At 44.2% G+C, this 24,315-nt stretch carries 24 protein-coding genes, 1 tRNA gene and 1 riboswitch; of the genes, 19 read left to right on the top strand and 6 right to left on the bottom strand.

Annotated features, from left to right (window positions below; translation table 11 throughout):
• Nucleotides 1-110: 110 nt before the first annotated feature.
• Complete coding sequence (locus QY97_RS12860; RefSeq protein WP_039235118.1) at nucleotides 111-1,967, bottom strand: transglycosylase domain-containing protein; 1,857 nt, start codon at nucleotides 1,965-1,967, stop codon at nucleotides 111-113.
• Between the two features lie 346 nt (nucleotides 1,968-2,313).
• Complete coding sequence (locus tag QY97_RS12855) at nucleotides 2,314-2,706, bottom strand: kinase-associated lipoprotein B (protein ID WP_039235116.1); 393 nt, start codon at nucleotides 2,704-2,706, stop codon at nucleotides 2,314-2,316.
• A gap of 257 nt (nucleotides 2,707-2,963) precedes the next feature.
• Here QY97_RS12855 and QY97_RS12850 point away from each other — a divergent pair, with 257 nt between their 5' ends.
• From QY97_RS12850 to queE, 5 genes are all read left to right on the top strand, one after another.
• A complete protein-coding gene (locus QY97_RS12850; RefSeq protein ID WP_039235177.1) occupies nucleotides 2,964-3,554 on the top strand; it encodes a peptidylprolyl isomerase in 591 nt (196 codons plus the stop codon).
• A gap of 147 nt (nucleotides 3,555-3,701) precedes the next feature.
• Entirely contained in the window at nucleotides 3,702-3,890 is a 189-nt protein-coding gene (locus QY97_RS12845; RefSeq protein ID WP_039235114.1) for a hypothetical protein, read from the top strand.
• Nucleotides 3,891-3,969: 79 nt separating this feature from the next.
• Nucleotides 3,970-4,013, top strand: a riboswitch (PreQ1 riboswitch).
• A 111-nt stretch (nucleotides 4,014-4,124) separates the two neighbouring features.
• On the top strand, nucleotides 4,125-4,781 hold the full coding sequence (queC, locus tag QY97_RS12840; RefSeq protein ID WP_039235111.1) for a 7-cyano-7-deazaguanine synthase QueC: 657 nt from the start codon (nucleotides 4,125-4,127) through the stop codon (nucleotides 4,779-4,781).
• Between the two features lies 1 nt (nucleotide 4,782).
• Nucleotides 4,783-5,217 (top strand): 6-carboxytetrahydropterin synthase QueD, encoded by a 435-nt coding sequence (gene queD / locus QY97_RS12835; RefSeq protein ID WP_039235109.1) that lies wholly within the window; start codon nucleotides 4,783-4,785, stop codon nucleotides 5,215-5,217.
• Nucleotides 5,217-5,939 carry a 7-carboxy-7-deazaguanine synthase QueE gene (queE, locus tag QY97_RS12830; protein WP_039235107.1) on the top strand — a complete coding sequence of 241 codons (723 nt, stop codon included), beginning with the start codon at nucleotides 5,217-5,219 and terminating at the stop codon, nucleotides 5,937-5,939. Before queD ends, queE begins: the two co-directional genes overlap by 1 nt.
• Nucleotides 5,940-6,030: 91 nt before the next feature.
• Here the strand turns inward: queE and QY97_RS12825 are convergent, their stop codons facing one another.
• Nucleotides 6,031-7,221 (bottom strand): MalY/PatB family protein, encoded by a 1,191-nt coding sequence (locus QY97_RS12825; RefSeq protein ID WP_039235174.1) that lies wholly within the window; start codon nucleotides 7,219-7,221, stop codon nucleotides 6,031-6,033.
• A gap of 97 nt (nucleotides 7,222-7,318) precedes the next feature.
• Here QY97_RS12825 and QY97_RS12820 point away from each other — a divergent pair, with 97 nt between their 5' ends.
• Nucleotides 7,319-7,582 carry a DUF1871 family protein gene (locus QY97_RS12820; protein WP_039235104.1) on the top strand — a complete coding sequence of 88 codons (264 nt, stop codon included), beginning with the start codon at nucleotides 7,319-7,321 and terminating at the stop codon, nucleotides 7,580-7,582.
• Here the strand turns inward: QY97_RS12820 and QY97_RS12815 are convergent.
• Nucleotides 7,577-8,392 carry an alpha/beta fold hydrolase gene (locus QY97_RS12815; RefSeq protein WP_039235102.1) on the bottom strand — a complete coding sequence of 272 codons (816 nt, stop codon included), beginning with the start codon at nucleotides 8,390-8,392 and terminating at the stop codon, nucleotides 7,577-7,579. The genes QY97_RS12820 and QY97_RS12815 overlap by 6 nt on opposite strands.
• A gap of 123 nt (nucleotides 8,393-8,515) precedes the next feature.
• Between QY97_RS12815 and QY97_RS12810 the strand changes: the two genes are divergently transcribed.
• The 7 genes from QY97_RS12810 to nhaC all read left to right on the top strand — a co-directional run bounded on the left by QY97_RS12810 (nucleotide 8,516) and on the right by nhaC (nucleotide 15,020).
• Nucleotides 8,516-9,016, top strand: coding sequence for an Lrp/AsnC family transcriptional regulator (locus tag QY97_RS12810; protein ID WP_039235099.1), 501 nt, complete (start codon nucleotides 8,516-8,518; stop codon nucleotides 9,014-9,016).
• The gene (locus tag QY97_RS12805) at nucleotides 9,016-10,179 is read left to right on the top strand and encodes an aminotransferase (protein ID WP_039235097.1); all 1,164 of its coding nucleotides are present in this window, start codon (nucleotides 9,016-9,018) and stop codon (nucleotides 10,177-10,179) included. Before QY97_RS12810 ends, QY97_RS12805 begins: the two co-directional genes overlap by 1 nt.
• Nucleotides 10,180-10,335: 156 nt before the next feature.
• Nucleotides 10,336-10,959 carry an NAD(P)H-binding protein gene (locus tag QY97_RS12800; protein WP_039235079.1) on the top strand — a complete coding sequence of 208 codons (624 nt, stop codon included), beginning with the start codon at nucleotides 10,336-10,338 and terminating at the stop codon, nucleotides 10,957-10,959.
• 37 nt (nucleotides 10,960-10,996) lie between these two features.
• A complete protein-coding gene (locus tag QY97_RS12795; protein ID WP_039235078.1) occupies nucleotides 10,997-12,607 on the top strand; it encodes an FMN-binding glutamate synthase family protein in 1,611 nt (536 codons plus the stop codon).
• 215 nt (nucleotides 12,608-12,822) lie between these two features.
• Nucleotides 12,823-13,185 carry a S1 domain-containing post-transcriptional regulator GSP13 gene (yugI, locus tag QY97_RS12790; protein WP_039235077.1) on the top strand — a complete coding sequence of 121 codons (363 nt, stop codon included), beginning with the start codon at nucleotides 12,823-12,825 and terminating at the stop codon, nucleotides 13,183-13,185.
• A 22-nt stretch (nucleotides 13,186-13,207) separates the two neighbouring features.
• The gene (locus QY97_RS12785) at nucleotides 13,208-13,387 is read left to right on the top strand and encodes a hypothetical protein (RefSeq protein ID WP_039235076.1); all 180 of its coding nucleotides are present in this window, start codon (nucleotides 13,208-13,210) and stop codon (nucleotides 13,385-13,387) included.
• A gap of 193 nt (nucleotides 13,388-13,580) precedes the next feature.
• Entirely contained in the window at nucleotides 13,581-15,020 is a 1,440-nt protein-coding gene (gene nhaC / locus QY97_RS12780; RefSeq protein ID WP_039235075.1) for a Na+/H+ antiporter NhaC, read from the top strand.
• A 51-nt stretch (nucleotides 15,021-15,071) separates the two neighbouring features.
• Here the strand turns inward: nhaC and QY97_RS12775 are convergent, their stop codons facing one another.
• Nucleotides 15,072-16,472: a sigma-54 interaction domain-containing protein gene (locus tag QY97_RS12775; protein ID WP_039235071.1), complete on the bottom strand. Its 1,401-nt coding sequence runs from the start codon at nucleotides 16,470-16,472 to the stop codon at nucleotides 15,072-15,074.
• A gap of 160 nt (nucleotides 16,473-16,632) precedes the next feature.
• On the opposite strand from QY97_RS12775, the gene pruA reads away from it, so the two are divergent.
• From pruA to QY97_RS12750, 5 genes are all read left to right on the top strand, one after another.
• Nucleotides 16,633-18,180, top strand: coding sequence for an L-glutamate gamma-semialdehyde dehydrogenase (pruA, locus tag QY97_RS12770; RefSeq protein WP_039235172.1), 1,548 nt, complete (start codon nucleotides 16,633-16,635; stop codon nucleotides 18,178-18,180).
• Nucleotides 18,181-18,264: 84 nt separating this feature from the next.
• Nucleotides 18,265-19,470 (top strand): ornithine--oxo-acid transaminase, encoded by a 1,206-nt coding sequence (locus QY97_RS12765; RefSeq protein WP_039235069.1) that lies wholly within the window; start codon nucleotides 18,265-18,267, stop codon nucleotides 19,468-19,470.
• A 31-nt stretch (nucleotides 19,471-19,501) separates the two neighbouring features.
• A complete protein-coding gene (locus QY97_RS12760) occupies nucleotides 19,502-20,746 on the top strand; it encodes a Glu/Leu/Phe/Val family dehydrogenase (RefSeq protein WP_039235068.1) in 1,245 nt (414 codons plus the stop codon).
• 146 nt (nucleotides 20,747-20,892) lie between these two features.
• Entirely contained in the window at nucleotides 20,893-22,056 is a 1,164-nt protein-coding gene (locus QY97_RS12755) for an iron-containing alcohol dehydrogenase (RefSeq protein WP_039235067.1), read from the top strand.
• Between the two features lie 84 nt (nucleotides 22,057-22,140).
• Nucleotides 22,141-22,545: a YugN-like family protein gene (locus QY97_RS12750; RefSeq protein WP_039235059.1), complete on the top strand. Its 405-nt coding sequence runs from the start codon at nucleotides 22,141-22,143 to the stop codon at nucleotides 22,543-22,545.
• Here the strand turns inward: QY97_RS12750 and QY97_RS12745 are convergent.
• Complete coding sequence (locus tag QY97_RS12745) at nucleotides 22,535-23,527, bottom strand: potassium channel family protein (protein ID WP_039235057.1); 993 nt, start codon at nucleotides 23,525-23,527, stop codon at nucleotides 22,535-22,537. The genes QY97_RS12750 and QY97_RS12745 overlap by 11 nt on opposite strands.
• A 96-nt stretch (nucleotides 23,528-23,623) precedes the next feature.
• Here QY97_RS12745 and QY97_RS12740 point away from each other — a divergent pair.
• A tRNA-Ala gene (locus QY97_RS12740) sits at nucleotides 23,624-23,696 on the top strand.
• Nucleotides 23,697-24,315: the final 619 nt, after the last annotated feature.

Below are 24,315 nucleotides of genomic sequence, written 5' to 3'. Positions count from 1 at the left end.
GGGCAGGTTTCTTTATGTCCGGCGGCCGAAAGGTTTCTTCGAATCTACAAGTGAGCAAGAATGACAGCAAAAAAAGCTGCAAGGCGTGCGCCTTGCAGCTTTTTTTATGATTATCGGACGATGCGTCGCCAAATGATTTTTTGTGGTCCATAGCTTTCCAGGTAACTAATACTATCAGGGTTATCTTTTCCGACCCAGACACCGGCTGTATACTGGTTAGTTAACCCAACAAACCAGAGATCATGAACATTTGCCGAGGTTCCGGTTTTTCCGCCAGCATATGGCGTGCCCGGATTGGCTTCTTTTCCAGTACCCGTTTGAATAACAGCTGTAAGCAGGCTGCGCAGTTTCTGAGTGGTTGCATCTGACCATACGCGCTCCGGCTCATCCTTCCATTCATAAAGCACTTCTCCCTTAAGGTTTGTGACTTTTTGAATAGCACGTGGACTTGTGAACGTTCCATCAATAAAGGATGTATACGCACCGGCCATTTCCAGTGTAGTCATACCATGCTCAAAGGCTCCTAAAGAAGCTGAATAATGGTCTGCTGCCATATCTGATTCTGTTAATCTCTCAAAATCAAATTTTTCTAAATAAGAAAGGGCTTCTTTCGGACCCGTCTGCATAAACAATCGTAAAGCAGAGGTATTATGCGATTTAGCAAAAGCCTCTTTCAAGGTGACCATTCCGTATTCTCTGTGACTGTAGTTATCTGGACAGTAACCAGGGGCGCAGTAGTTGTTCGCGCTGACTGAGCTGTTCACTCCTGCTCCAGTCTTTTCGATATATGGCCCATAGTCCACCAATGGCTTAATGGTAGAGCCTGGAGAACGAAAGCCTTGAAAGCTTCTGTTGAATTCGCCTTTATGAAAATCTTTTCCTCCAACAAGCGCGACAATGTCGCGTGTTTCATTATCAATAACAGCCGCTGAGCCTTGAACAGAGCTGTTTCCGAGCGTGCCGCTAACCGCCTGTTCGGTCTTTTGCTGCATAGCAGGATCAAGCGATGTATGAATAATAATACCGGATGATCTAACTTCTTCTACACGGTCTTGCAGCTTATGTTGGATAAGTGTTCTTTCTTCTTTCGTGGCGTTTTGCATTTGCTGATTAAAGCCTTCTGTCTGAGCGATCAGCTTCTTCAATTCATCCGTCACATAAGTAGAGTAGTTCGCATGCTTATCAATGCGATCTCTTACCTGAAGCTTGATCGGCTCCTTCTTGATTTCCTCGGCTTCTGCTGCTGTGATGAATCCTTCGCGTTCCATAATATCAATCAGCCGTTCCTGGCGGTTTTTCGTATTATCGAAGCGGTTAAGGGGATCATACAGCGATGGATTGTTCGGAATGGATGCGATAAAGGCCATTTGCGCCTTCGTCAGTTCGCTGACATCCTTTTGAAAATAATACTGGGAAGCTGCTCCTACACCATATACTTGGTGACCAAAGTAGATAGCGTTTAAGTAAAGGTTTAAAATCTCGTCTTTTGATAGATCCTTTTCCAGCTGATAGGCATATAGCGTCTCTGAAATTTTCCGGGCGACTGTGCGATCATGTGATAAGTAAAGATTCCGCGCCAGCTGCTGTGTAATTGTGCTAGCGCCTTGCTCAATCTCGTCGGCCTGGGCATTCACAAGCATCGCGCGCATAATAGCAGCTGCATTAATACCTGCGTGCTCGTAAAAGTCCTTATCTTCCGATTGTATAAACAGTTCCTTTAAAAACGGGGGAATCTTCTCACCCTCTACAATCACTCGATAAGGCTGGTGAATCTCTAGGTATGTCTCACCATTCTTGTCGACTAGCTTGCTCGCCTGTGGAAGCTCGACTTCATCTAAGATGACTTTTTCCTCCATCACTTCATCAAAGCCTTGTACCTTTTGGGCTTCTGCATTCGCGATGTAAAATAAAAGTACAGTCACAGGAACGAGCAATACAATCAACAGGTAACCAAAAACTGTCCTCATTGTTCTGTAAACCGCCTTTTCTATTCAAGTTTTACCTGCCCAAGAAAAGCAGAAGGACCTTTCTATTAGAAGATTCATAGAAAGGGAGCCTGCTTACTTAAGGGCCGATCGTTTAAACGAACAATCAGCGAAAAACCAGACAGAATGTGCCGGACTCTGCCGTATGGTCTTTTGCTGATTGATATGTCACCTTATTCCCCTGTATGAAAACAGCTCTTTCATCATAATAATCGAAACATGACGATTTAGAAAGAGGCTGTGACGATAAAATTAGCAAATGTGCTAAAAATCAACAGAAAAACCAACAGCTTGCAACAGCTGACTCACTGTATCGGCTGCTTCTGGTTTAGTCCCAGGAAAGATTATACATTAACTCGTACTCTCTTTGGACAGCGTTGAGAGCTTCCAAGCTTTTTCGTGAAAAGGCAGTTTCTTCTTTCTCGAGCCGATTTCTCAGCTTTAACACCGATTCTTTCAGAGAAGCATTGTAGTCTGGTATATCTCCTTCATAGGGCTGAATAGTTGTTAAAGGGATGTTCGCCTGCTCCCGGTAAGCGAGCGCTTTTCTTTCATGAAAGAATGGAACCTCTACTTCCTTGGGATTATGGAGATCCCCTTGAGCAGGATGACGAAGCACAGCAGCTATTTTGACTGTGCACCGGTCAGGGTAGACGCCCGTGACTTCCCCTATGTATTTTCCTGTTTTGTAAAAAGCCGTTACAATATCTCCTACTTGCATAGCCATCACCTCCTATTGTTCTCTTTCACTTTAACATAAAAGGAAAGTTTTGATGGATGGAAGATGATTTTTTCATTACAATCGGTTAAAGTGAAAAGCAGAGGTGAAAAAATATGTATCGTCTTTTCACTGTAGGAATAGGCATTCTTCTGCTTTTGCTGGCTGGCTGCAGCAAAGGGGAGGAATCCCAGCAGCAATCTTCTAGTCTTCCCGCGCTGGAAGAGGGAGGTTGGGAACAACAGGAAGGAGAGAAAGAAATGAGTTATCCACAATTCACAGCAGAAGTAGCTGCAAATGAACGGCTAGTTGAAATGCAAACAAACAAAGGAACAATCAAGATTAAATTGTTCCCTGAACAGGCGCCAAAAACAGTTGAGAACTTTGTTACACACAGCAAGAATGGCTATTATGACGGCCTGATCTTCCATCGTGTCATCCCTGATTTTATGATTCAAGGCGGTGACCCGAATGGAACAGGAACGGGAGGAGAAAGTATTTACGGCGGAGCGTTCGAAGACGAATTCTCTCGTGAGCTGTTCAACTTCCGGGGAGCACTTTCTATGGCGAATGCTGGTCCTAATACAAATGGCAGTCAATTCTTTATCGTGCAAAACAGCAACATGGATCCAGGGTTCAGAGGACAGCTGGAACAGGCTGGATACCCGCAGGAGGTTATTGAGCATTATGTAGAAAACGGCGGCACTCCTTGGCTTGACTTCCGCCATACCGTATTCGGACAAGTGGTGGAAGGCATGGATGTCGTAGATGAAATTGCGAAGACACCAACAGGTCCTCAGGATAAGCCTAAAGAAGATGTCGTGATTGAGAAAATCACTGTTGTAGAATAAGACGAGCCGGAAGCCATGAGCTTCCGGCTTTTTCTATATTATGAAGATTTCTTGTCGTTGTTGGTTTAGCCTTGGGAACTTGATATAATAGAAGAAGGCACACGTGTAAATACATAGCTATGTGAGTGGCTGAAAGGAGAAGAGACTGTGCTGAATTGGTTTGTTCTAAATATGTTCTTTTTGTATTTTCCTGAGGATAAGAGTGAATATATCCCAGCTGTATTGATGATGGCAGTGTTTGTTATAGGTGCGGTAATTGTTTTTATGCTGTTTCGAAGAGCTTCTAAGCGCGAAGAGGCAAGGGTGAACGAGAAATATAGTGAATTGAGAAAATAGCCGAACCTTTCTGGCTATTTTTCTTTTTATTTCGTTTGTGCTATAGTGTACAAGGTAAAAAGGAAGAACTCTGCTTGAAGCAGGAGAGGTTCGCGAACTCCCTCTATAAAAAACTACGAAAAGACCTGTCTTTCCTATGGACGGTTTTTTCTATTTCCTAAGAAGATAGTAGAGCTACAGTTCCAGAATCTCTTTCCTCTTTCAGCTCATTTCAGAAGGAAGGAAAGATAAAGTATGAAAAATGAGAAAGCTGTTGTCGTTTTCAGTGGCGGGCAGGACAGCACAACCTGCTTGTTCTGGGCGAAGGAACGCTTCGCTGAAGTGATTGCCGTGACGTTTGATTACGGCCAGAGACACCGCCTGGAGCTGGAATGTGCAGCAGATATTGCTCGGGACTTACAGGTTCCGCATCATATATTGGATATGTCTTTATTGAACCAGCTTGCGCCTAATGCATTGACTCGCTCGGATATTGAGATCACTGAAAAGGAAGGACAGCCGCCGTCAACCTTCGTAGAAGGAAGAAATCTGCTGTTTTTATCCTTTGCAGCTGTGCTGGCGAAGCAGTATGAGGCTCGTCACATTGTAACGGGCGTCTGTGAAACAGATTTCAGCGGCTACCCGGACTGCCGCGATGTATTTATTAAATCACTGAATGTCACGTTGAATTTGTCCATGGATACGAACTTTGTCATTCACACGCCGCTTATGTGGCTTGATAAAGCGGAAACGTGGGAATTAGCCGATGAGCTTCGTGCATTTGAATATGTAAGGGAACGTACATTGACCTGCTATAACGGTGTGAAAGGCGATGGCTGCGGCGAATGCCCAGCATGCAAGCTTCGCCAGAACGGTCTGCAAACCTATTTGGCAAGAAAGGAGGAGAAGTGAGATGATGCAGCAAATTTACCCCGCTCCTGCCCATTCTTACCGATATGAATTAAATAAAGACTTTCAATTTGCCGCCGCTCATTATGTGCCTCATGAAGACGCAGGGGTGTGCCGCCGCCTTCACGGACATACGTATTTTGTAAATGTAACAGTCGTGGGCAACGATTTAAATGAGTCGGGATTTTTAGTGAACTTTAAGGATATTAAAGATCTGATTCATAAGCGGTTTGATCATACGGTGTTAAATGAAGATACAGCGTTTAATGAAGAGACTGCCGATGATTTCCCAACAACGGAAGTCGTGGCTAGAAAGTTTTGGGAAATTGTTCAGGAAGCTTTGAATAAAATGCCGAACCGCCCGCGCTGCCTGCAGGTTTTCCTAAGAGAGACACCGACGAGCTATGTTGTGTTCCGCCCGCGGAAAGAGGACTTCTAATGAGAAAGATTCCGGTTCTTGAAATTTTTGGTCCAACTGTGCAGGGAGAAGGGGCAGTCATCGGCCGTAAGACGATGTTTGTCCGGACGGCAGGATGCGATTACCGCTGTGCCTGGTGTGATTCAGCTTTTACTTGGGATGGGTCGGCAAAAGATCAAATTCGCTTGCTGACTCCAGAAGAAACCTGGTCGGAACTGGTAAGATTAGCCGGCCGGTCTTGTGACCATGTGACAATTTCGGGAGGCAACCCGGCTCTTTTGCCGCAAATAGCTGATTTAGCAGCATTGCTGAAGAAAGAGGGGGTACAGACCGCGCTGGAAACACAGGGCAGCCGCTGGCAGGATTGGTTCTACGATATTGATGACCTGACTATTTCGCCAAAGCCGCCAAGTTCAGGCATGGATACAGACTTTGAGCAGCTAACAGCCATCATCGGAAAGCTCAAGAAAAGAGAAAAGGCAGTCAGCCTAAAGGTTGTTATTTTCGATGAGCAAGATTTGTCCTTTGCTAAAAAGGTGCATGAGCTTTACCCGGAGGTTCCCTTCTTTTTACAAACAGGGAATGGTCAGTTGAGTGAACAGGACTCCTCAGCTCTGTTACCCTATTTGGTGAACCGGTACGAGTGGCTGATTGATCAGGTAATGAGTGATGCCGATTGGAAAAATGTACGTGTTCTTCCTCAGCTTCATACATTTGTATGGGGGAACAAACAAGGAGTATAAAGACGAAAAAACGCCCAGCGGCCTTAGCTTGCTGGGCGTTTTTCCTCTTTATTTAGCTTATACGGGTATGCATCGGCGGAAGGTCTGCTTCTCACTCTTCATCTTGAGAAGCTGAAGGAGAAAGGGCTTTTTTCAATCTTTGCAGACCATCCTCTACAATGGAACGCGGGCAGCCTACGTTCATACGCATAAAGCCCTCGCCGCCAGACCGGTAGCTGGAGCCTTGATTAAGAGCAAGCTTTCCTTTCATCAAAAGCTTTTTCATCAAGTCTTCATCACTAAGTCCGAGCTTTCGGCAATCAATCCATATTAAATAGCTTGCTTGAGGTTCAATCACCGTTAATTCAGGCAGTTCGCGTTCCACAAACTCTTTTACAAGCTGGACATTGCCGCGAATGTATGAAATTAATTCATCCAGCCATGGGCCGCCTTCACGATAAGCAGCTTCCATACCGGCAACACCCATCATATTCAGCGTGAAGAAGCCATGCTTCGCCAACACGCCTTGAAGCTTAGCACGGATTGCTTTGTTTGGTACAATCATCGCAGATGCCTGCAACCCGGCCAGGTTAAATGTTTTACTTGGAGCGATGCAGGTAATAACTACATCCTGAAACTCTTCTTTTATAGAAGCGATAGGCGTGTGTTTGTGCGGCTCTGCTGTTAAGTCGCCATGAATTTCGTCCGATACGATGAGGACGTTATGCTTTTGGCAGATTTCTGCCAGCCTTGTCAGCTCTTCTTTCGTCCATACACGGCCGCCTGGATTATGCGGACTGCACAGTAAAAAGAGCTTCACTTCCTCGCGGGCTGCTTTTTCCTCAAAGTCATCAAAGTCGATTTCATAGTGGTTCCCGCGCAGGATAAGCTCACTGTTTACGACAAGGCGGCCATTTTTTTCAATCATGTTAAAGAACGGAGTATACACAGGCGACTGTAAAAGCACCGAATCCCCTAAATCCGTGAAGGCCTCGATGGCGGTGCCAAGAGAAGGCACGACGCCGTGCTGGAACAATAGCCAATCTGTGTGGATGGTCCATCTATGCCGGCTTGCCATCCAGCCAGCGATCGCTTCTTTCGTAGAATCAGGGATGGCGGTATAGCCATAGACTCCGTGTTTCGCCTGTTCTACAAGAGCCTGCTGAACCGCTTCGGGGGCGGCAAAGTCCATATCGGCCACCCACATCGGCAGGGCATCTTCCACACCGAATACTGCTTTGATCTGGTCCCATTTAACTGCATTGGTACCTGTACGGTTAATTACTTCATCGAATCTATTCATCATTATTTCACCATCCTGACAATTAGTACATGTTCATGGTAAAGTATTTCTAGTGAAAAGGGCAATGATTTGCCTTGCGAGCAAGGAGGAAGAGCGAGTGAACAAAGACATTGAAACAAATATCGAGCTGCAGCGTATTCTCCGGGAATGGGATCCTTTTAAGGTCGGAGCCGGCTTCTACGACACGGAGGCGGCCGATGCCATTCAGGCGGTTCATCAGACGGATAATCCCGGTCAGCTGGCCAGCAAAATCCAGGAAATTTATGAGTTTTCTTTCGAAGAGAAGGTGCCGCTCTCAAGCTGCAAAGAGGTAGCTCTGCGGCTGCTTCATATAAAGAATAACGCTGCTTGCGAACTATGATTGAGAAATAAACTGCTTCATCAGCCTGGCTGTCTCTTCTGGCTTTTCTTCCGGGAGAAGATGACCGGCTTTTTTGATGATCTTTATCCGGCTGTTCGGAAGGTCAGCGGCTAACCGTCTGCCGACAGAAAGGGGTACAATGCGGTCGTGCTCCCCCCAAATGAGCAGACAAGGAGTTTGCAGTTTCTGCAATTCTTCGCTGGCTAAATCATCTTCTCGGTGACGAAGGAAACGGGCAAGCCCTTTAAAAATGGCACGTGTCTCAAATGGGTGACTGTATCCTTGAATCATTTCCTCGTCAATCATGGCCTGGTCAAATACGACTCTTCTTAAGTTGCCCTCTACTCCGCTTTTTTCGAGCCACCTTTTAACGAAAAAGTCTGCGAAGGGCAGATAGCTGGCGGCAATTAAGCGGCCTTTGGCCCTTGGTATGTAGCCTGAGGCACATAGGAGAATGGCCTGATCAGCCAAGCTGGGAGAATGCTTAAGGATCTGCAGTACGAGCTGGCCTCCCATGGAGTGACCGGTTAAGGTAACCGGTTCACTTATCATTTGCTGAATGAAGGAGGCTAACGTTTTTGCTGTGTTTTCATAAGAATATGTATAGTACCTTGGTCTTTCGGTATAGCCAAAAGGCGGCCAGTCAATCGTTAAGACGGAAAAGTGCCCACGAAGCAGCGGGATAAGCTTGCGGAAGCTGAAGGAGGAGGATAAAAAGCCGTGCAAAAGCACGATTGTGCGGGTGCTGCCAGGGCAAGGCAGCCATTCATAAGAAAGCCGGATCCCATTAATGGTCTGTTCACGTCTCATTTTTGTCCCTCCTCTTACTATAAAAACTACCCTGTTGTTCATAAAAATATTTCCTTTACTCCTTTAATCCCCTGCTTTTTTTGCTATAATTGTATTATTTAATAAACATTTGGAGGACTTATTGTGAAAATCAACAAGAAAGAACAAGAGATTCTTGAGATTTTAGAAAAAGACGCTCGTTTAACTCCTGCCGATCTAAGCAAGATGATTGGCGAAGATGAAGAAGCTGTCAAGTCCATGATTAAACGGTTAGAAAAAGAAAAAGTGCTCGTTCATTACACCGCGCTGGTTGATTGGTCGAAGGTGGAAGATTCTGAGCACGTGACAGCTATGATTGACGTGAAGGTGACACCGAAGCGGGGAGTCGGCTTTAATGAAACAGCCGAAAGGATTTACCGGTTTAAAGAAGTAAGCTCCGTCTACTTAATGTCGGGCGCTTATGATTTATCTGTAACGGTAGAGGGTAGAACTATGAAGGAAGTAGCCCGGTTCGTCTCGGAGAAATTATCGGTTCTTGAAGAAGTAGTATCTACGACAACGCATTTCCAACTAAAAAAATATAAGCATGACGGAAAGATTTTTGAAGATAAACAAACGGATAACAGAATGGTGGTGTCACCATAATGCCAGTCACGAAGAGTTATGTTGCCAAATCGGTAGAGGCCATGCGTCCATCCGGCATCCGGAAGTTTTTTGATTTAGCTGCAGGGATGGAAGGAGTCATTTCCCTCGGGGTGGGGGAACCTGATTTCGTGACGTCTTGGTCAGCTCGTGAAGCGGCGATCCTATCTCTTGAAAGAGGATTCACTTCCTATACAGCGAATGCAGGTCTACTGGAGCTGCGTGAAGAAATTGTGAGCTACATACACCATCGCTTTGATGTCACATACGATGCAACGGAAGAAGTCATTGTGACAGTTGGAGCGAGCCAGGCGATTGATTTAGCAATGCGAGCTATTCTTGACCCAGGTGATGAGGTAGTAGTTGTAGAACCATGTTTCGTTTCTTACGTGCCGATGGTGGAGCTGGCTGGCGGTAAAGCTGTAACGGTAGGTACCAGAGGAGAAGAGCAGTTCAAACTACAGCCAGAGGCGCTAAAGGAAGCGATCACTTCAAAAACAAAGGCGCTTTTGCTTTGTTCGCCTAATAATCCAACAGGTGCCCAGCTGGATAAAGAGGATTTAAAAGCTATTGCGGCTATCGTAGAGGAGCATGATTTGATTGTCGTTGCGGACGAAATTTATGCAGAACTGGCTTACGATATTCCGCATACGTCCTTCGCTAGCCTGGATGGGATGAGAGAACGTACCATTCTGATCAACGGCTTCTCAAAAGGCTTTGCGATGACAGGCTGGCGTCTTGGTTTTGTGTGTGCGCCGCCGGAGTTAACGGCAGCCATGCTAAAAATCCATCAGTATGCGATGATGTGCGCTTCTACGCCTGCTCAATATGCAGCTCTTGAAGCATTAAAGTCTGGAATGAGTGATGTAGAAGAGATGAAGAAAGATTACCGCCGACGCCGCAATTATATTGTCCAGTCCTTTAATGAGATTGGGCTGGATTGTCTCATGCCAGGCGGAGCGTTTTACGTGTTCCCTTCCATTCAGAGCACAGGTTATACATCGGATCAATTTGCAGAGCTGCTTTTGAAAGAGGAGCAGGTAGCGGTTGTTCCAGGAAGCGTGTTCGGAAAAGGCGGAGAAGGGTTTGTCCGCTGCTCTTACGCTTCTTCCATGGAGCAGCTGCAAGAGGCGGTAAGACGAATTGACCGGTTTGTTAATAAGTAATATTGAATTGTAAAGCGGGAAAAGAGTGCCTAAAATAAGGCGCTCTTTTTTTGTACGGAGAGCCTTCTGTAAGTCAGCTGGCAAACAGGTTTGAAAAAAGAAAGGAGTGGAAAAGGAGGATGAATAGAGCAAAAAATCTATAGGGAGGGAAGCTGTATGAAGGTGCTTGTCATCGGAGCTGATAGTGAAGTGGGTGAGTTTGTTATTCGCTCGCTTGTTAAGCATGGCCACGAAGCTGCTGCTGTACTTCAGGCAAAGAACAAGATGGAGGATATTAGAAAAGCAGGTGCTGCAGAGGTATATGCTGGTGACCAGGCTATTGAGGGGTATGCCCGCTGCGAAGCCATTATATTTCTTTCTGATAGCAGCCCGAATACCGGGGCCGGCAAGACGGTGTTAGTCGACCATGAGGCGGTAGCAGATGCCATTCAAGAGGCTAAGCAGCATGGCGTAAACCGGTTCGTCATGATGAGTGCAGTGCGAGCTAATGAAGAGCAGGGGGGAAGCACCAAGAACGTTGGTGCGAAGGGAGTACCTGACGAATTGCTGGAAGAAACGGGGCTTGTGTACACGGTTGTTCGGCCCGCGCGCATGACAGACAAACCGGGAAAGGGAGCTGTTACCATAGCACGAGAATTGTCAGCTGAGGAAGCGACCATTTCGAAGGAAGATACGGCTGCTATGCTAGTTGCCGTGCTTGATCGGAAGGCAGCCTACAATAAAAAGTTCGATGTAGCCAGCGGGGACACCCCGATTCCGGATGCACTTCAATCCTTATAATCGATGAAAAGAATAGAAAGCATGAAGGGGGAGGCATATGAATTTAACTTCTGTTTTAATGACAGTCCTTATCGTTGTTCTTGTGTTGCTTATTCTGGTACCTATTGCATTATTTATTTATATTTACATCAAGGATGATAGACAAAAGCAGCACTCCATCTTGCGCAATTTCCCTGTGATTGGGAATGTACGCTATTTAGCTGAGCATATAGGTCCTGAGCTTCGCCAATATTTATTCGATGCGGATAACGACGCGAAGCCGTTCTCAAGAAAGGAATTTCAAGATATCGTCAAGTCCGGGAAATATAAGGAGCGGTTAATTGGTTTTGGTTCGAAACGTAACTTTGACGAAGAGGGGTTCTATATCCGCAATACACTGTTTCCTAAGCACCGTGACGAGTTGAAGGTCGATAATGCTGAGAAAATTAAGACAAAGGTGTATAAAGTTGATGCTGAGAATCTATTTTCCCGTAAAGAGCATCGGGAGGAAAAGCTGATTGATCCCTATTACTTAACGGATGATGAGGCAGTAATTATTGGCGAGCATACGTGTCAAAAGCCGTACAAGTTAAAGGGGTTGGTCGGACAGTCCGGAATGAGCTACGGTGCCCTTGGGGAAAAAGCAATTACTGCTTTATCTAAAGGTCTTGGGTTGGCCGGAGGTACATGGATGAATACAGGGGAAGGCGGGTTATCAGAGTATCACCTGGCCGGGAACCCGGATATCATCATGCAAATTGGTCCTGATTTATTTGGTGTACGCAAGCCGAGCGGGGAATTCTCCTGGGAGGAATTTAAGCGAAAAAGTGAGATGGAGCAGGTGAAAGCCTTTGAACTGAAGCTGGCCCAAGGAGCGAAGACGCGAGGTGGTCATGTAGAAGGTGAGAAGGTGACAGAAAAGATCGCTGCTATCCGCCTGGTAGAGCCTGGGAAAACAATCAATAGTCCGAACCGGTTTTATGAGTTTGAGGACGTACCTACGATGTTTGATTTTATTGAGCAGCTGCGCACCGTGGGCGGTAAGCCGATTGGCATCAAAATTGTGGTCGGTGATCTAGATGCGCTTGAAAACTTGGTCTCTTACATGAAGGAGAGCGGGAAAGGTCCTGATTTCATTACCGTCGACGGCGGAGAAGGCGGCACAGGAGCAACTTATCAGGAGCTGGCTGATACAGTTGGATTGCCAATTATGTCTGCTTTGCCGGTGGTAGATGAAATGCTGAAAAGATATGGTGTTCGTGATCGAGTGAAGTTAATTGCTTCTGGAAAGCTGATCACTCCTGACAAGATTGCCATTGCCTTAGCTATGGGAGCGGACCTTGTCAATATCGCTCGCGGGTTTATGATCAGCGTGGGTTGTATTATGGCACAAGTATGCCATACAAATACTTGTCCGGCGGGGGTAGCTACAACAGATGAGAAATTACAGGATGGACTAGTTGTAGAAGAAAAGCATTACCGCGTTTGCAACTATGTTGTATCTCTTCGGGAAGGTCTTTATAATTTAGCAGCAGCTGCTGGCTTAGAGTCCCCTACACAATTTGAGCGTAAGCATATCGTTTACAAGGATGAACTTGGACGGCTGTCGCCGCTTGAAGATATCATTATAGCTGCAGAAGAAGCTCAGCAGCGCAAAAGAGAAGCATAAAAAAGGCAGCCGAACTGGCTGCCTTTTTCTCTATTCAGGGGGAGAATAGGGAGTGTGATTAGTCATATTGTTCCCGTTTGCTCAGGTTTTATGCAGGTCACAGCTAAATTTTTTCACTGAGTAGAGAAGTAAGGGTGATATTTAGAAATTTCTTATTAGATATGCTATAATGTTATGATGGATAGATAACGAAATTAATATGTAGGAGTGTTTTGATGGCAAATCCAATTGAAGAAGGTCAAATTATCACAGGAAAGGTAACGGGCATCCAGCCTTATGGGGCATTTGTTGCTTTAGAGGATGGCAAGCAAGGGCTTGTTCATATTTCGGAAGTAACACACGGGTTCGTGAAAGACATTCACGAATATCTCCAGGTAGGGGAAGAAGTCAAGGTGAAAGTTCTTTCAGTGAATGAGGAAGAAGGAAAGATCAGCTTGTCCATTCGGGCAACAGAAGAGGCGAAGCCATCTGCGGTTCAGGCAGCACGCCGCTTGAAGCTCGACGAGAATAATGAGGGCTTTAATACGCTGAAGGACAAATTGCAAGAATGGATTAAACAGTCCGGTGAGAATAAGTAATTGAAGCATGAGGCATGAGCGGATGAAGCCTCATGCTTTTTTTTATTCCTGCCGACTATACTTAGAGGATGAAGGCTTTGTTGGAAGATCAAAAGGGATTCTTTCTTCAGTACAGATGCACCAGAAAGTAACAGAAAATAATTCAATGTACATGCAAACAAGTTTGGCTGCAAAAAAATACATAAATATTTTTTCAAAATAATAATGACTATTTAAAGTTTTTAAGTATAATAGGATTATAATTAACTGAATAGTCAATTTGTGTGATAATTGAATAGTAATTTTAACTAGTAAATTAACTGATAAATTAGTTAATTTATCAGTTAATAAGGGATTAGATTATTTTTTTATAATTAGATGAAAAGGTTTTCATCAAGAGACGGGAGGAGACGGAAATGAAAAAACAACAGGAGATCCAGGTGCCATTCTTTCTGGCCATCATTCCATTAATTGTGATGGTTGGATTGATGGCGATCACCATTATCAAGTTTGAGGGGAGCCCGCATGTGCCTCTTATCGTCGGTGCAGCGGTTGCTGCTATTATTGGCTGGCGTTTAGGTCATAAATGGGGGACAATCGAAGAGGGGATATATAAGGGAATTCGTCTTGCGTTGCCAGCGATTTTGATTATTATTATGGTCGGCTTGATTATCGGCGCCTGGATTGGCGGCGGTATCATAGCGACGATGATTTATTACGGGCTAAAAATTATTACGCCATCATTCTTTTTATTATCTATCTGTATTATTTGTGCTATTGTCACGCTAGCAATCGGCAGCTCCTGGTCAACTATGGGAACAATCGGTGTGGCTGGAATGGGAATTGGTTTGAGTATGGGTATTCCTGCACCAATGGTGGCTGGAGCTATTATCTCCGGTTCTTATTTTGGAGATAAAATGTCTCCGCTTTCGGACACGACGAACCTTGCAGCAGGGATTACGGGTACTGATTTATTTGAACATATTAAACACATGTTTTACACTACGATCCCGGCGCTAGTCATTGCGCTCGCCGCGTACTATTTTCTTGGACGCCAATTCAGCGGTTCTACTGTAGACAGTGGACAAATCAATGATATTTTAGCGACGCTCCAAGAGAATTTTGTCATTTCCCCATGGCTCTTGCTTGTTCCAGTTATTGTAGTCGTTCTTGTGGCTAAAAAAGTCCCGGCTTTGCCAGCTCTAGCTGTTGGTGTGTTTCTTGGCTGGGCCTGTCATGTATTTGTTCAAGGAGGGAACGTAGCGGACGCAGTGAATACACTTCACGACGGATTTGCGATTGAAACTGGCAATGCTATGGTAGATGAGCTGTTTAACCGCGGAGGCATCGATTCGATGATGTACACGGTCTCTTTGACTATTGTAGCTATGACATTCGGGGGCGTAATGGAGCAAACAGGCATGCTTAGAGCTATCGTTAACCAAATTTTAAAAATAGCCCGATCTGCCGGCAGCTTAATTGCTTCTACTATCGCTTCAGCTTTTCTGACAAATGCTACAGCATCTGAGCAATACATCTCTATTCTTTTGCCAGGACGTATGTATGTACAAGCATACCGTGACAAAAAATTGCATTCGAAAAACTTGTCGCGTGCTCTTGAAGACGGAGGAACTGTTACCTCTCCATTTATTCCGTGGAATACATGCGGTGTATTTATCCTGTCGACACTTGCTGTTCATCCATTTGCCTATGCACCGTATGCGGTTCTAAACTATGCGGTACCTATTATCGGTATTATCATGGCATTTTTAGGCTGGAAAGTGGAACGTTTAACAGATGTACAAGTAAAAGAGTTAGAAGAACGTGAAATGCAGCAAAGCAAAGAGATTTTATAAAAAGCAAGAAAGGGAGCTCCTGATGAGGGGCTCCCTTTCTTGCTGTATCAGCTATTCGTTTTTGTCGATGTTATATTTTCTCATCCGGTATTGCAAATTTTGCCGGCTCATCCCGAGTGCTTTAGCCGTTTTCGTAATGTTAAAACCGTGGTGCTGCAAGGCTTTCTTGATATAGTATGTCTCCGCTTCATACATAAAATCTTCTAAAGGCAAAATCGGTTTGCCCGGCTGATAAAGAAATTCTTCTATATTCTCTCCAAGGGCATAATGCCGCCCATTTTCTGACTTTTGGCGAAATTGGATTGGCAGATGTTTATACATAAGGATGGCCTCATCATGTCCCATTAAGTTCATAGATCCTTCGATAACATGATCTAGTTCGCTTATATTTCCGGGCCAGTCATACTTTTGGAAGCTTGCCCTTACTTCCTCATCCATACCTTCCACATTCATTCCAAATAAGTGGTTGTATTTTTCAATGAAAGAAGCAACCAATTCTTCTATATCTTCTTTTCTTTTTCTTAGAGGAGGGATGAAGATAGAAATGACACTAAGCCTATAATATAAATCTTTTCTAAGCTTTCCGGCTGAAATGGCATCTATCGGATCTTCATTGATCGTCGCAAGGATTCGCACATCAATATCAATGTCCTCCGATCCTCCGATTCGCCGTACCTTCTTTTCCTGAATAACCTTCAACAGTTTCGTCTGCAGGGCAGGACTTAAAGAGTCCACCTCATCGAGGAGGACGGTGCCGCCATTAGCTTGCTCGAAAATACCTGGTAAAGAGTCAGTCTCTTCTTCCTCTGTGCCAAAAAAGAGCATTTCTAACAGAGCGTCCGGCAAAGCGGCGCAATTTTGAGAAAGAAAGGGTTTAGTGGAACGGTTGCTGCCGTTATGAATGCTGTGGGCAAATAGTTCTTTGCCCGTGCCCCCTTCTCCAGTAATTAAAACAGAAGAGGTCGTACGAGTGGCCCGCTTGCTGATTTCTATTGCCTCCAGCAATTGCTCATTCTTTCCAAGGATTAGGTCAAACGTATAGCGGGTATCGCTTTTTTTGTACATATTTTCCTGGATCATTTTCTCGAGCTTGGTAACGTCATTCGCAATCTCCATTGCTCCGATCAGCTGGCCATTCCTGTAAATCGGAAAGGTATGGTTAATCGTTGTGATTTCCTGTCCTTTGTTATTAAAGTAAGTTTGTTTCACGTTCTGTATATGTTCACCTGTGTTTAACACTTGCAGCAATGTACTTTCAGCGGGGCCGAATTGGAAAACATCCAGTAAGTTTTTGTCTAAAACGTCTTTAATGTCCATTCCTTCAATTTCACGCATTTTTTTATTATAAATAATGGTCTTTTCGTTGACATTAATAACATGGATGCCGAGGTCGACTTTTTCGACGACTTCTTTGTACATCGTCAGCAGTGATTCTAAATCTTTTGCGTCCATAGAATCCTCCTTTTGCAACTATTAATTATATTTTAAAAAAAAACACTTGAAAATAGCAACAAAATTTTGCATTATATAAATGTGAGGTATTTAATTAGTGCAAAAAATCATTGCGCTAATTGGTTTATCATTAAGAATTCACAATGATGAAGGAGGAACGATTTTGATCCCTTATAAACACGAACCATTTACAGACTTTTCGAAAGAAGAAAATAGAAAAGCCTTTGAGGAAGCACTTCAGCTTGTTGAAGGTTATCTTGGGCAGGACTACCCTTTAATCATTGGTGGAGAAAGAGTTACCACTGAGGATAAAATCGTTTCTTACAATCCAGCAAATAAAGAAGAAGTCATTGGGCGTGTATCAAAAGCAAATCAAGAGCTTGCCGAGAAAGCCATGCAGGAAGCACTTACTGCTTTCGAGTCCTGGAAAAAAGTAGATCCAGTTATTCGGGCAGACGTTCTTTTCAAAGCAGCTGCGATCGTACGTCGCCGTAAACACGAATTCTCTGCGTTATTAGTAAAAGAAGCGGGTAAACCATGGAATGAAGCAGATGCGGATACAGCAGAAGCAATCGATTTCATGGAATTCTACGGACGTCAAATGCTTCGCATTAAAGATGGCGTGCCAGTAGAAAGCCGCCCAGGCGAGGATAACCGTTATAACTACATTCCGCTTGGTGTAGGTATTGTTATCTCTCCTTGGAACTTCGCCTTCGCTATCATGGCTGGTACAACAGTCGCTTCTATCGTTACAGGTAACGCGGTTCTATTAAAGCCAGCTTCTACTACACCGGTTGTAGCTGCGAAATTTGCAGAAGTTCTTGAGGAGGCAGGTCTTCCTAAAGGCGTGTTAAACTACGTTCCGGGAAGCGGTTCAGAAGTGGGCGACTACCTTGTGGATCATTCGAAAACGCGTTTCATTACATTCACTGGCTCTCGCGATGTAGGCCTGCGCATTTTCGAACGTGCGGCCAAAGTAAATGAGGGTCAAGTTTGGTTAAAGCGTGTGATCGCTGAAATGGGCGGTAAAGACACAGTCGTTGTGGATAAGGAAGCGGACCTTGAACTAGCAGCTCAATCTATCGTGAAATCTGCATTCGGTTTCTCTGGACAAAAATGTTCTGCAGGCTCCCGCGCAGTTATCGTAGAAGATGTATACGATGAAGTGCTGAATCGTGCCATTGAATTAACAAAAGAATTAACAGTGGGCGATCCTGCAAACTTAAACAACTACATGGGACCGGTTATTGACCAAGCGGCGTTTGATAAAATCATGAGCTATGTTGAAATCGGTAAGGAAGAAGGCCGCATCGTAGCGGGTGGAACAGGCGATAGCAGCAAAGGATACTTCATCCAGCCTACAATCGTAGCAGATGTAGACCCGCAAGCGCGCTTGATGCAGGAAGAAATTTTTGGTCCAGTCGTTGCGTTCGCAAAAGCCAAAGACTTTGATCATGCAATAGAAATTGCAAACAACACAGAATATGGTTTAACAGGAGCTGTGATTACGAAGAACCGTATGAACATGGAAAAAGCTCGTGAAGAATTCCACGTAGGTAACCTTTATTTCAACCGCGGCTGTACAGGCGCGATCGTTGGCTACCAGCCATTTGGCGGATTCAACATGTCGGGGACGGATTCAAAAGCCGGGGGACCAGACTACTTGCAGCTTCACATGCAGGCTAAAACAACTTCTGAAGCTTTTTAATAGGCGAGACAGATTCGTAATAGGAGGAGCCTCCATCTTGGAGGCTCTTACAATGAGAAATTATTTAATTTTGGGGGGAACCTAATGGCGAATAACAATCAATCACAGAAGGTTATTGAACAAACGGAAAAGTTCGGGGCAAAAAACTATCTACCATTGCCAATCGTTGTTTCTGAGGCGGAAGGCGTTTGGGTAAAAGACCCAGAGGGAAATAAGTATATGGATATGCTTAGCGCTTATTCAGCAGTGAACCAAGGGCATCGTCACCCGAAAATCATTCAAGCTTTGAAAGATCAAGCGGATCGTGTAACATTAACATCGCGTGCTTTCCACAATGACCAGCTTGGACCTTGGTATGAAAGAGTTTGTCAATTAACAAACAAGGAAATGGCTCTTCCGATGAACACGGGAGCAGAAGCTGTAGAAACAGCGATCAAAGCAGCCCGCCGCTGGGGCTATGATGTAAAAGGCATTGAAGATGGAAAAGCAGAAATTATTGCTTGCGTAGGTAACTTCCATGGGCGTACAATGGGAGCTGTATCCATGTCATCCGATGAAGAGTATAAGCGCGGTTTCGGTCCAATGCTTCCAGGTATTAAACTAGTACCTTATGGTGATTTGGATGCGCTTAAAGAAGCCATCACCCCTAATACTGCTGCTTTCATCATTGAGCCTATTCAAGGGGAGGCAGGCATCAATATTCCGCCAGCAGGCTTTATGAAAGCGGCTTACGAATATTGTAAAGAACACAATGTCATGTTCATTGCTGATGAAATTCAAGCGGGTCTTGGGCGTTCAGGTAAAATGTTTGCATGTGAATGGGAAGGTTTCGAGCCGGATATGTATATCCTAGGAAAAGCACTTGGAGGTGGAGTATTCCCGATCTCTTGTGTTGTAGCAAATGAAGAAATCCTTGGTGTATTTAACCCAGGCTCCCACGGTTCCACTTTTGGAGGAAACCCAATGGCTTGTGCCGTTTCCCTTGCAGCTTTAGATGTTCTTGAAGAAGAAAAGCTAGCTGACCGTTCTCTTGAATTAGGCGAATACTTCATGGGCAAACTGAAAGAAATTAACAATCCTATTATCAAGGAAATCCGCGGCAGAGGTTTATTCATTGGGGTAGAATTAACTGAGCCGGCGCGTAAATACTGTGAAGAATTAAAAGATAAAGGACTTCTTTGTAAGGAAACACATGAAACAGTGATCCGTTTCGCTCCTCCGCTAGTTATTTCAAAAGAGGAATTAGATTGGGCAATTGAGCGAATTCAACAAGTGCTTAGCGCGAACTAATGATTAAATAATAAAAGAGGCGAGATTCAAAATGTCGGAAAATCTAAATTTATTCACATCAACTCAGGATGTTATTAAAGAAGCTTTGACAAAATTGGGCTACACAGAGGAAATGTATGATCTTCTAAAAGAGCCGCTTCGTATGCTGACTGTGCGCATCCCTGTACGTATGGATGATGGTTCTGTAAAGGTTTTCACTGGTTACAGAGCACAGCATAATGATGCAGCGGGCCCTTCTAAAGGCGGCGTGCGTTTTCATCCGGACGTAAATGAAGAAGAAGTAAAAGCATTATCCATGTGGATGACGCTTAAAGCTGGAATTGTTAACTTGCCATACGGCGGAGGAAAAGGTGGAGTCGTATGTGACCCGCGTCAAATGTCTATGGGAGAACTAGAACGTGTAAGCCGCGGCTATGTTCGTGCGATCAGCCAGATGGTAGGTCCAACAAAAGACATCCCGGCTCCGGATGTATACACAAACTCACAAATTATGGCTTGGATGATGGATGAGTACAGCCGAATCCGTGAATTCGACTCTCCAGGCTTTATTACAGGCAAGCCGCTCGTGCTTGGCGGATCCCATGGACGAGACAAAGCTACCGCTGAAGGTGTAACGATCTGTATCAAAGAGGCTGCCAAGAAACGCGGCATTGATGTTGAAGGTGCACGTGTCGTTATTCAAGGGTTCGGGAATGCTGGAAGCTTCTTAGCTAAATTCATGCATGACGCAGGGGCGAAAGTTATTGGAATTTCTGATGCTTACGGTGCTTTACATGATCCGAACGGTTTAGATATTGACTACTTGCTTGACCGTCGGGATAGTTTTGGAACAATCACGACTCTATTCGAAGATACAATTTCAAACCAGGAATTGTTAGAGCTTGATTGCGACATCCTAGTGCCAGCAGCCATCTCTAACCAAATTACAGAAGAAAATGCTCACAATATTAAAGCTTCCATCGTAGTAGAAGCAGCGAATGGGCCAACAACCCTAGAAGCAACTAAAATTTTAACTGACCGTGGCATTCTTCTTGTTCCTGATGTGCTGGCAAGCTCAGGCGGTGTAACGGTTTCTTACTTTGAATGGGTACAGAATAACCAAGGTTACTACTGGACAGAGGAAGAAGTACATGAGAAGCTTTACAGAACGTTAACAGAAGCCTTTAACAATGTGTATGAAACAGCTCAAACACGTGGAATTAATATGCGTTTGGCTGCTTACATGGTCGGCGTCCGCAGAACTGCCGAAGCTTCTAAATTCAGAGGATGGGTATAATTAGATAACAGCTAAATGAATGAATAGCCTCCCTTATCATGAGACCAGTGATTTAGTCACTGGTCTTATTGCTGTTTATCAAAAATTTTGAAAAAGTAATTTTTAATGTGGATAATAGAAAGGGAGTAATAAGGAGGAGATAGAACATGCATCGATTTATTCGTTATAATCCGGTCAAATGGATTTTCGGAGAAGGTTCCATTAAGCGAATGGAGGCGGAAGCGGCTTCTTTAGGCAAGAATGTACTTCTTGTGTATGGAGGCGGCAGTATAAAGAATAATGGGGTATATAATGATGTAATTGAGGTGTTGCAGCGCCTAGAGAAGAAAGTGACCGAACTGCCGGGAGTGGAGCCGAACCCGCGACTTTTGACGGTGCGGAAGGGAATAGAGTTATGCAGAAGAGAAAAGATCGACTTGATCTTAGCTGCAGGCGGAGGAAGTGTCATTGATACGGCAAAAGCTATTGCTGCAGGAGCCCTGTATGAAGGGGACGTGTGGGAGCTGATTGCACAGGCTGGAAAAGTGAAAGAGGCACTTCCGATAGGGGTAGTCCTAACCCTGGCAGCTACTGGTTCTGAAATGAATAACGGTCTTGTCATTAATAATGAAGAAACGAAAGAGAAAATTGATTGGCACAGCCCGCATATCTTCCCTAAATTTGCGATATGTGATCCAGCTTATACAGTGTCTGTGCCTCGAGAGCAAACAGTGTTCGGTGTCGTAGACACGATGTGTCACATTATGGAAAAATATTTCCGTACATCTGAAAACACAGAGCTGCAGGATGGATTTAGTGAGGTGCTTCTTAGGGAGCTTATTCAAATTGCGCCTTTGCTTTTAAGGGAACCAGAGAATTATAACTATCGGGCCAAGTTGATGTATGCGAGCACTTCTGCTTTAAATGGGACGCTCGACTTAGGATATCGAGGAGATTGGACGTCTCATGTAATTGAGCATGCCCTGTCAGGTATTTATGATATTCCTCACGCAGGAGGTTTATCTATCCTGTTTCCTCATTGGATGGAACGCGCGTTAGCGTCACATCCTGATCGTTTTAAGCGATTTGCGGTTGAGGTGTTTAAAGTAGAGGAGAGCGGAAAATCGGACCTGCAAATCGGTCAAGAAGGGATCGATAGGCTGAAGGAATTTTGGAGTGAGCTTGGTGCTCCGTCGAGACTTGCGGATTATGGGATTGACAATAGCTGTTTTGAGGAAGTGGCAGATCAAGTAATGCGCAGGGGAGAATTTGGACGCTTTTACCCGATGAATAGGGACAGGGTATTAAGTATATTGCAGGCGGCTCTTTAAAGAACGGCCTGAAAAACCCTGCATTTAAGAGAAATTTTTTTGGAGGGGTGGGGATACTAAAGGAAAAAGAGAGGAGATGCAAAGATGATTGAATTGACTTCCACACTTGAAGGAAAAGCTTTTCCTTTGCATGAACTGGAACGAAAGTTAAAGCCGCTCGGTTATGCCATTGGCGGCGGCTGGGAATACGATCATGGCTTTTTTGATTATAAAATGAGCAGTGAAGAGGGCTATCAATTTCTACGGCTGCCTTTTAGGGCGGTTGAAGGACAGCTTGATTCTCCAGGTGTTGTTGTGCAGCTGGGTTCTCCGTTTGTACTTGCCCATATCTATCAAAGAGGGATTGATGAATTCGCCTCACCGGGCAACATTGGCGGATCACTCAATCAATTTGCTGCACCAGAGGATCCTGATGGACAAGTGCCGGACCGATATGTGATCACGGCCAAGCGCCTGCTTGAAGAAGCGGAGAACGTGATTAATGCTTAATGACCAGCAGTTCATCAGCTGCTTCTATCTTGCAAGAGAGTGGAGGGTTGATTATCGTTTCTTTTCCTCTTTGAATGCCGATTAGCAACACGCGTTCCTGCAAAAGAGAAATGGCCAATTCCCCAAAAGGCAGCCCTTTCCATTCTTCTTGAGGATCAACCAGTTTTAAGTAGCCGCCGTTCAGTGGATCCAACAACTCCTGGAGAGAGGACGAAGTGCCCGCTTCATGAATGCTGTTAAGCATAACTGAGCTGGAATGCTTATTTGTTTCAATCACTTCATCAGCCCCTGCTCGTTCTGCATTAACGACCTGTTCATTGGTTAGAATTTCAATGATGCATCGAAGAGCAGGGTTGCTTCCTTTCATAGCAACAAGCGTTAAGATGGAGTGCATATCTGCATAGGCTTCATTTTTGTTTTGGTCAGCTGTAATGAGAGCTGTGGAAGCAAACGACAGGTTTGCTTTCTTTAAAGTGCTGTCATGATGAGGGTTGCCTTGGATAAAATGTACAATGTCCTCGGAGTAAGGGTTAGTTTGCAAAGAATCATCGATAAGAACAATGTGGCGTGGAAAAGATAGCGATTTTAGGTGGTCAATAATTTCTTTCGACCGTTCGTTCCAGCCAACGATGATTAAATGGTTTTTATTTGTATACATTGTTCTTCCCTCCCGAAGAGAATTTTGCGAAGTAACGGCAACAGCAGCTAAGTTAATGAAATAAGCGGATAGAAAACCAGCACCAATAAAGATAAGTCCTATACCCAGAACTCTTCCTGCTGTGGTAACCGGCGCGTAATCACCGAATCCGACTGTCGAAGCAGTTACCGCAGCCCACCAAATGCCTTCAAAGATGGTAGGGAAGGTTTCGGGCTCAATAAAGTGGATAGCAAAGCCGAAAAAAGTGATAAAGAAAACAGCAATGCCGAAAATACGTATTAATATAGGAGCTTCCACAAACTTATGATACAAGTATTGGAACATGGTATGTTTTCTCCTTAGAAGAAGTTTTTAACTTTTTATAACGAAAGTATTGAAATTTCATTTGAAAAGAATATAATATTGTTTAGGAATTCTAACGGGGCATTAGCTCAGCTGGGAGAGCGCTACACTGGCAGTGTAGAGGTCAGCGGTTCGAGCCCGCTATGCTCCATAACAAAAAGCCTGCAGGCGATAGTCTGCAGGCTTTTTGTGCAATTAGCCAATAAATTCACTAGAAGAAGTTATCCTGCAAAAATCATTGTCGCAATAATAGCTGCTGAAAGAAGAGATCCTCCCGTCATTTGTATCCATTTTATTGCCATTCTATCTCCCCCTTTGTAAATTTTTTGTCCGGTTGTTTGAAATAAGTGGTTTTCTTATTATTCCCTGTTTTGAAGCTGCTAAACCTCTTTTTGTATATCTTTAAGAAATAAGGGCATGCTTTATCTATTTATATAGAAATTATATAGAAAATCGGCAAAAGAAGAACTAGCGAGGCTATTTAATAACTGTCATTATTTCTATTAATGGAGGCGGGAATAAAAAATAGCTTGCGCAGTCGAAAGAGAGGTGGTATATTTATATTCCGTTGTTAACCAAGGCTAAATAGCTAAGTGCAGCTTGAATAAAAAAATTAAAACACTGTTGACAACGTAGGGGATAATTGATATAATAATAAAGTCGCTAAAACGACACTAAAGAAATTGATCTTTGAAAACTGAACAAAATACATGCCAGTTAATTCTTGATTTATTTATTTTATGAGCAATCAAACATCTTTTTGGAGAGTT

The organism is Bacillus thermotolerans (assembly GCF_000812025.2).
Classification (GTDB): Bacteria; Bacillota; Bacilli; order Bacillales; family Domibacillaceae; genus Quasibacillus; species Quasibacillus thermotolerans.
Note: the sequence above shows the minus strand (reverse complement) of the source record. Positions and strands in the feature narration are given on the sequence as shown.

What these genes read in the sequence shown, in the direction of transcription:
- QY97_RS12860 (WP_039235118.1), bottom strand. Translation starts at nt 1,967, where the DNA reads ATGAGGACAGTTTTTGGTTACCTGTTGATTGTATTGCTCGTTCCTGTG.
- QY97_RS12855 (WP_039235116.1), bottom strand. Translation starts at nt 2,706, where the DNA reads ATGCAAGTAGGAGATATTGTAACGGCTTTTTACAAAACAGGAAAATAC.
- QY97_RS12850 (WP_039235177.1), top strand. Translation starts at nt 2,964, where the DNA reads ATGAGTTATCCACAATTCACAGCAGAAGTAGCTGCAAATGAACGGCTA.
- queC (WP_039235111.1), top strand. Translation starts at nt 4,125, where the DNA reads ATGAAAAATGAGAAAGCTGTTGTCGTTTTCAGTGGCGGGCAGGACAGC.
- queD (WP_039235109.1), top strand. Translation starts at nt 4,783, where the DNA reads ATGATGCAGCAAATTTACCCCGCTCCTGCCCATTCTTACCGATATGAA.
- queE (WP_039235107.1), top strand. Translation starts at nt 5,217, where the DNA reads ATGAGAAAGATTCCGGTTCTTGAAATTTTTGGTCCAACTGTGCAGGGA.
- QY97_RS12825 (WP_039235174.1), bottom strand. Translation starts at nt 7,221, where the DNA reads ATGAATAGATTCGATGAAGTAATTAACCGTACAGGTACCAATGCAGTT.
- QY97_RS12815 (WP_039235102.1), bottom strand. Translation starts at nt 8,392, where the DNA reads ATGAGACGTGAACAGACCATTAATGGGATCCGGCTTTCTTATGAATGG.
- QY97_RS12805 (WP_039235097.1), top strand. Translation starts at nt 9,016, where the DNA reads ATGCCAGTCACGAAGAGTTATGTTGCCAAATCGGTAGAGGCCATGCGT.
- QY97_RS12800 (WP_039235079.1), top strand. Translation starts at nt 10,336, where the DNA reads ATGAAGGTGCTTGTCATCGGAGCTGATAGTGAAGTGGGTGAGTTTGTT.
- QY97_RS12795 (WP_039235078.1), top strand. Translation starts at nt 10,997, where the DNA reads ATGAATTTAACTTCTGTTTTAATGACAGTCCTTATCGTTGTTCTTGTG.
- yugI (WP_039235077.1), top strand. Translation starts at nt 12,823, where the DNA reads ATGGCAAATCCAATTGAAGAAGGTCAAATTATCACAGGAAAGGTAACG.
- QY97_RS12785 (WP_039235076.1), top strand. Translation starts at nt 13,208, where the DNA reads ATGAAGCCTCATGCTTTTTTTTATTCCTGCCGACTATACTTAGAGGAT.
- nhaC (WP_039235075.1), top strand. Translation starts at nt 13,581, where the DNA reads ATGAAAAAACAACAGGAGATCCAGGTGCCATTCTTTCTGGCCATCATT.
- QY97_RS12775 (WP_039235071.1), bottom strand. Translation starts at nt 16,472, where the DNA reads ATGGACGCAAAAGATTTAGAATCACTGCTGACGATGTACAAAGAAGTC.
- QY97_RS12765 (WP_039235069.1), top strand. Translation starts at nt 18,265, where the DNA reads ATGGCGAATAACAATCAATCACAGAAGGTTATTGAACAAACGGAAAAG.
- QY97_RS12760 (WP_039235068.1), top strand. Translation starts at nt 19,502, where the DNA reads ATGTCGGAAAATCTAAATTTATTCACATCAACTCAGGATGTTATTAAA.
- QY97_RS12755 (WP_039235067.1), top strand. Translation starts at nt 20,893, where the DNA reads ATGCATCGATTTATTCGTTATAATCCGGTCAAATGGATTTTCGGAGAA.
- QY97_RS12750 (WP_039235059.1), top strand. Translation starts at nt 22,141, where the DNA reads ATGATTGAATTGACTTCCACACTTGAAGGAAAAGCTTTTCCTTTGCAT.
- QY97_RS12745 (WP_039235057.1), bottom strand. Translation starts at nt 23,527, where the DNA reads ATGTTCCAATACTTGTATCATAAGTTTGTGGAAGCTCCTATATTAATA.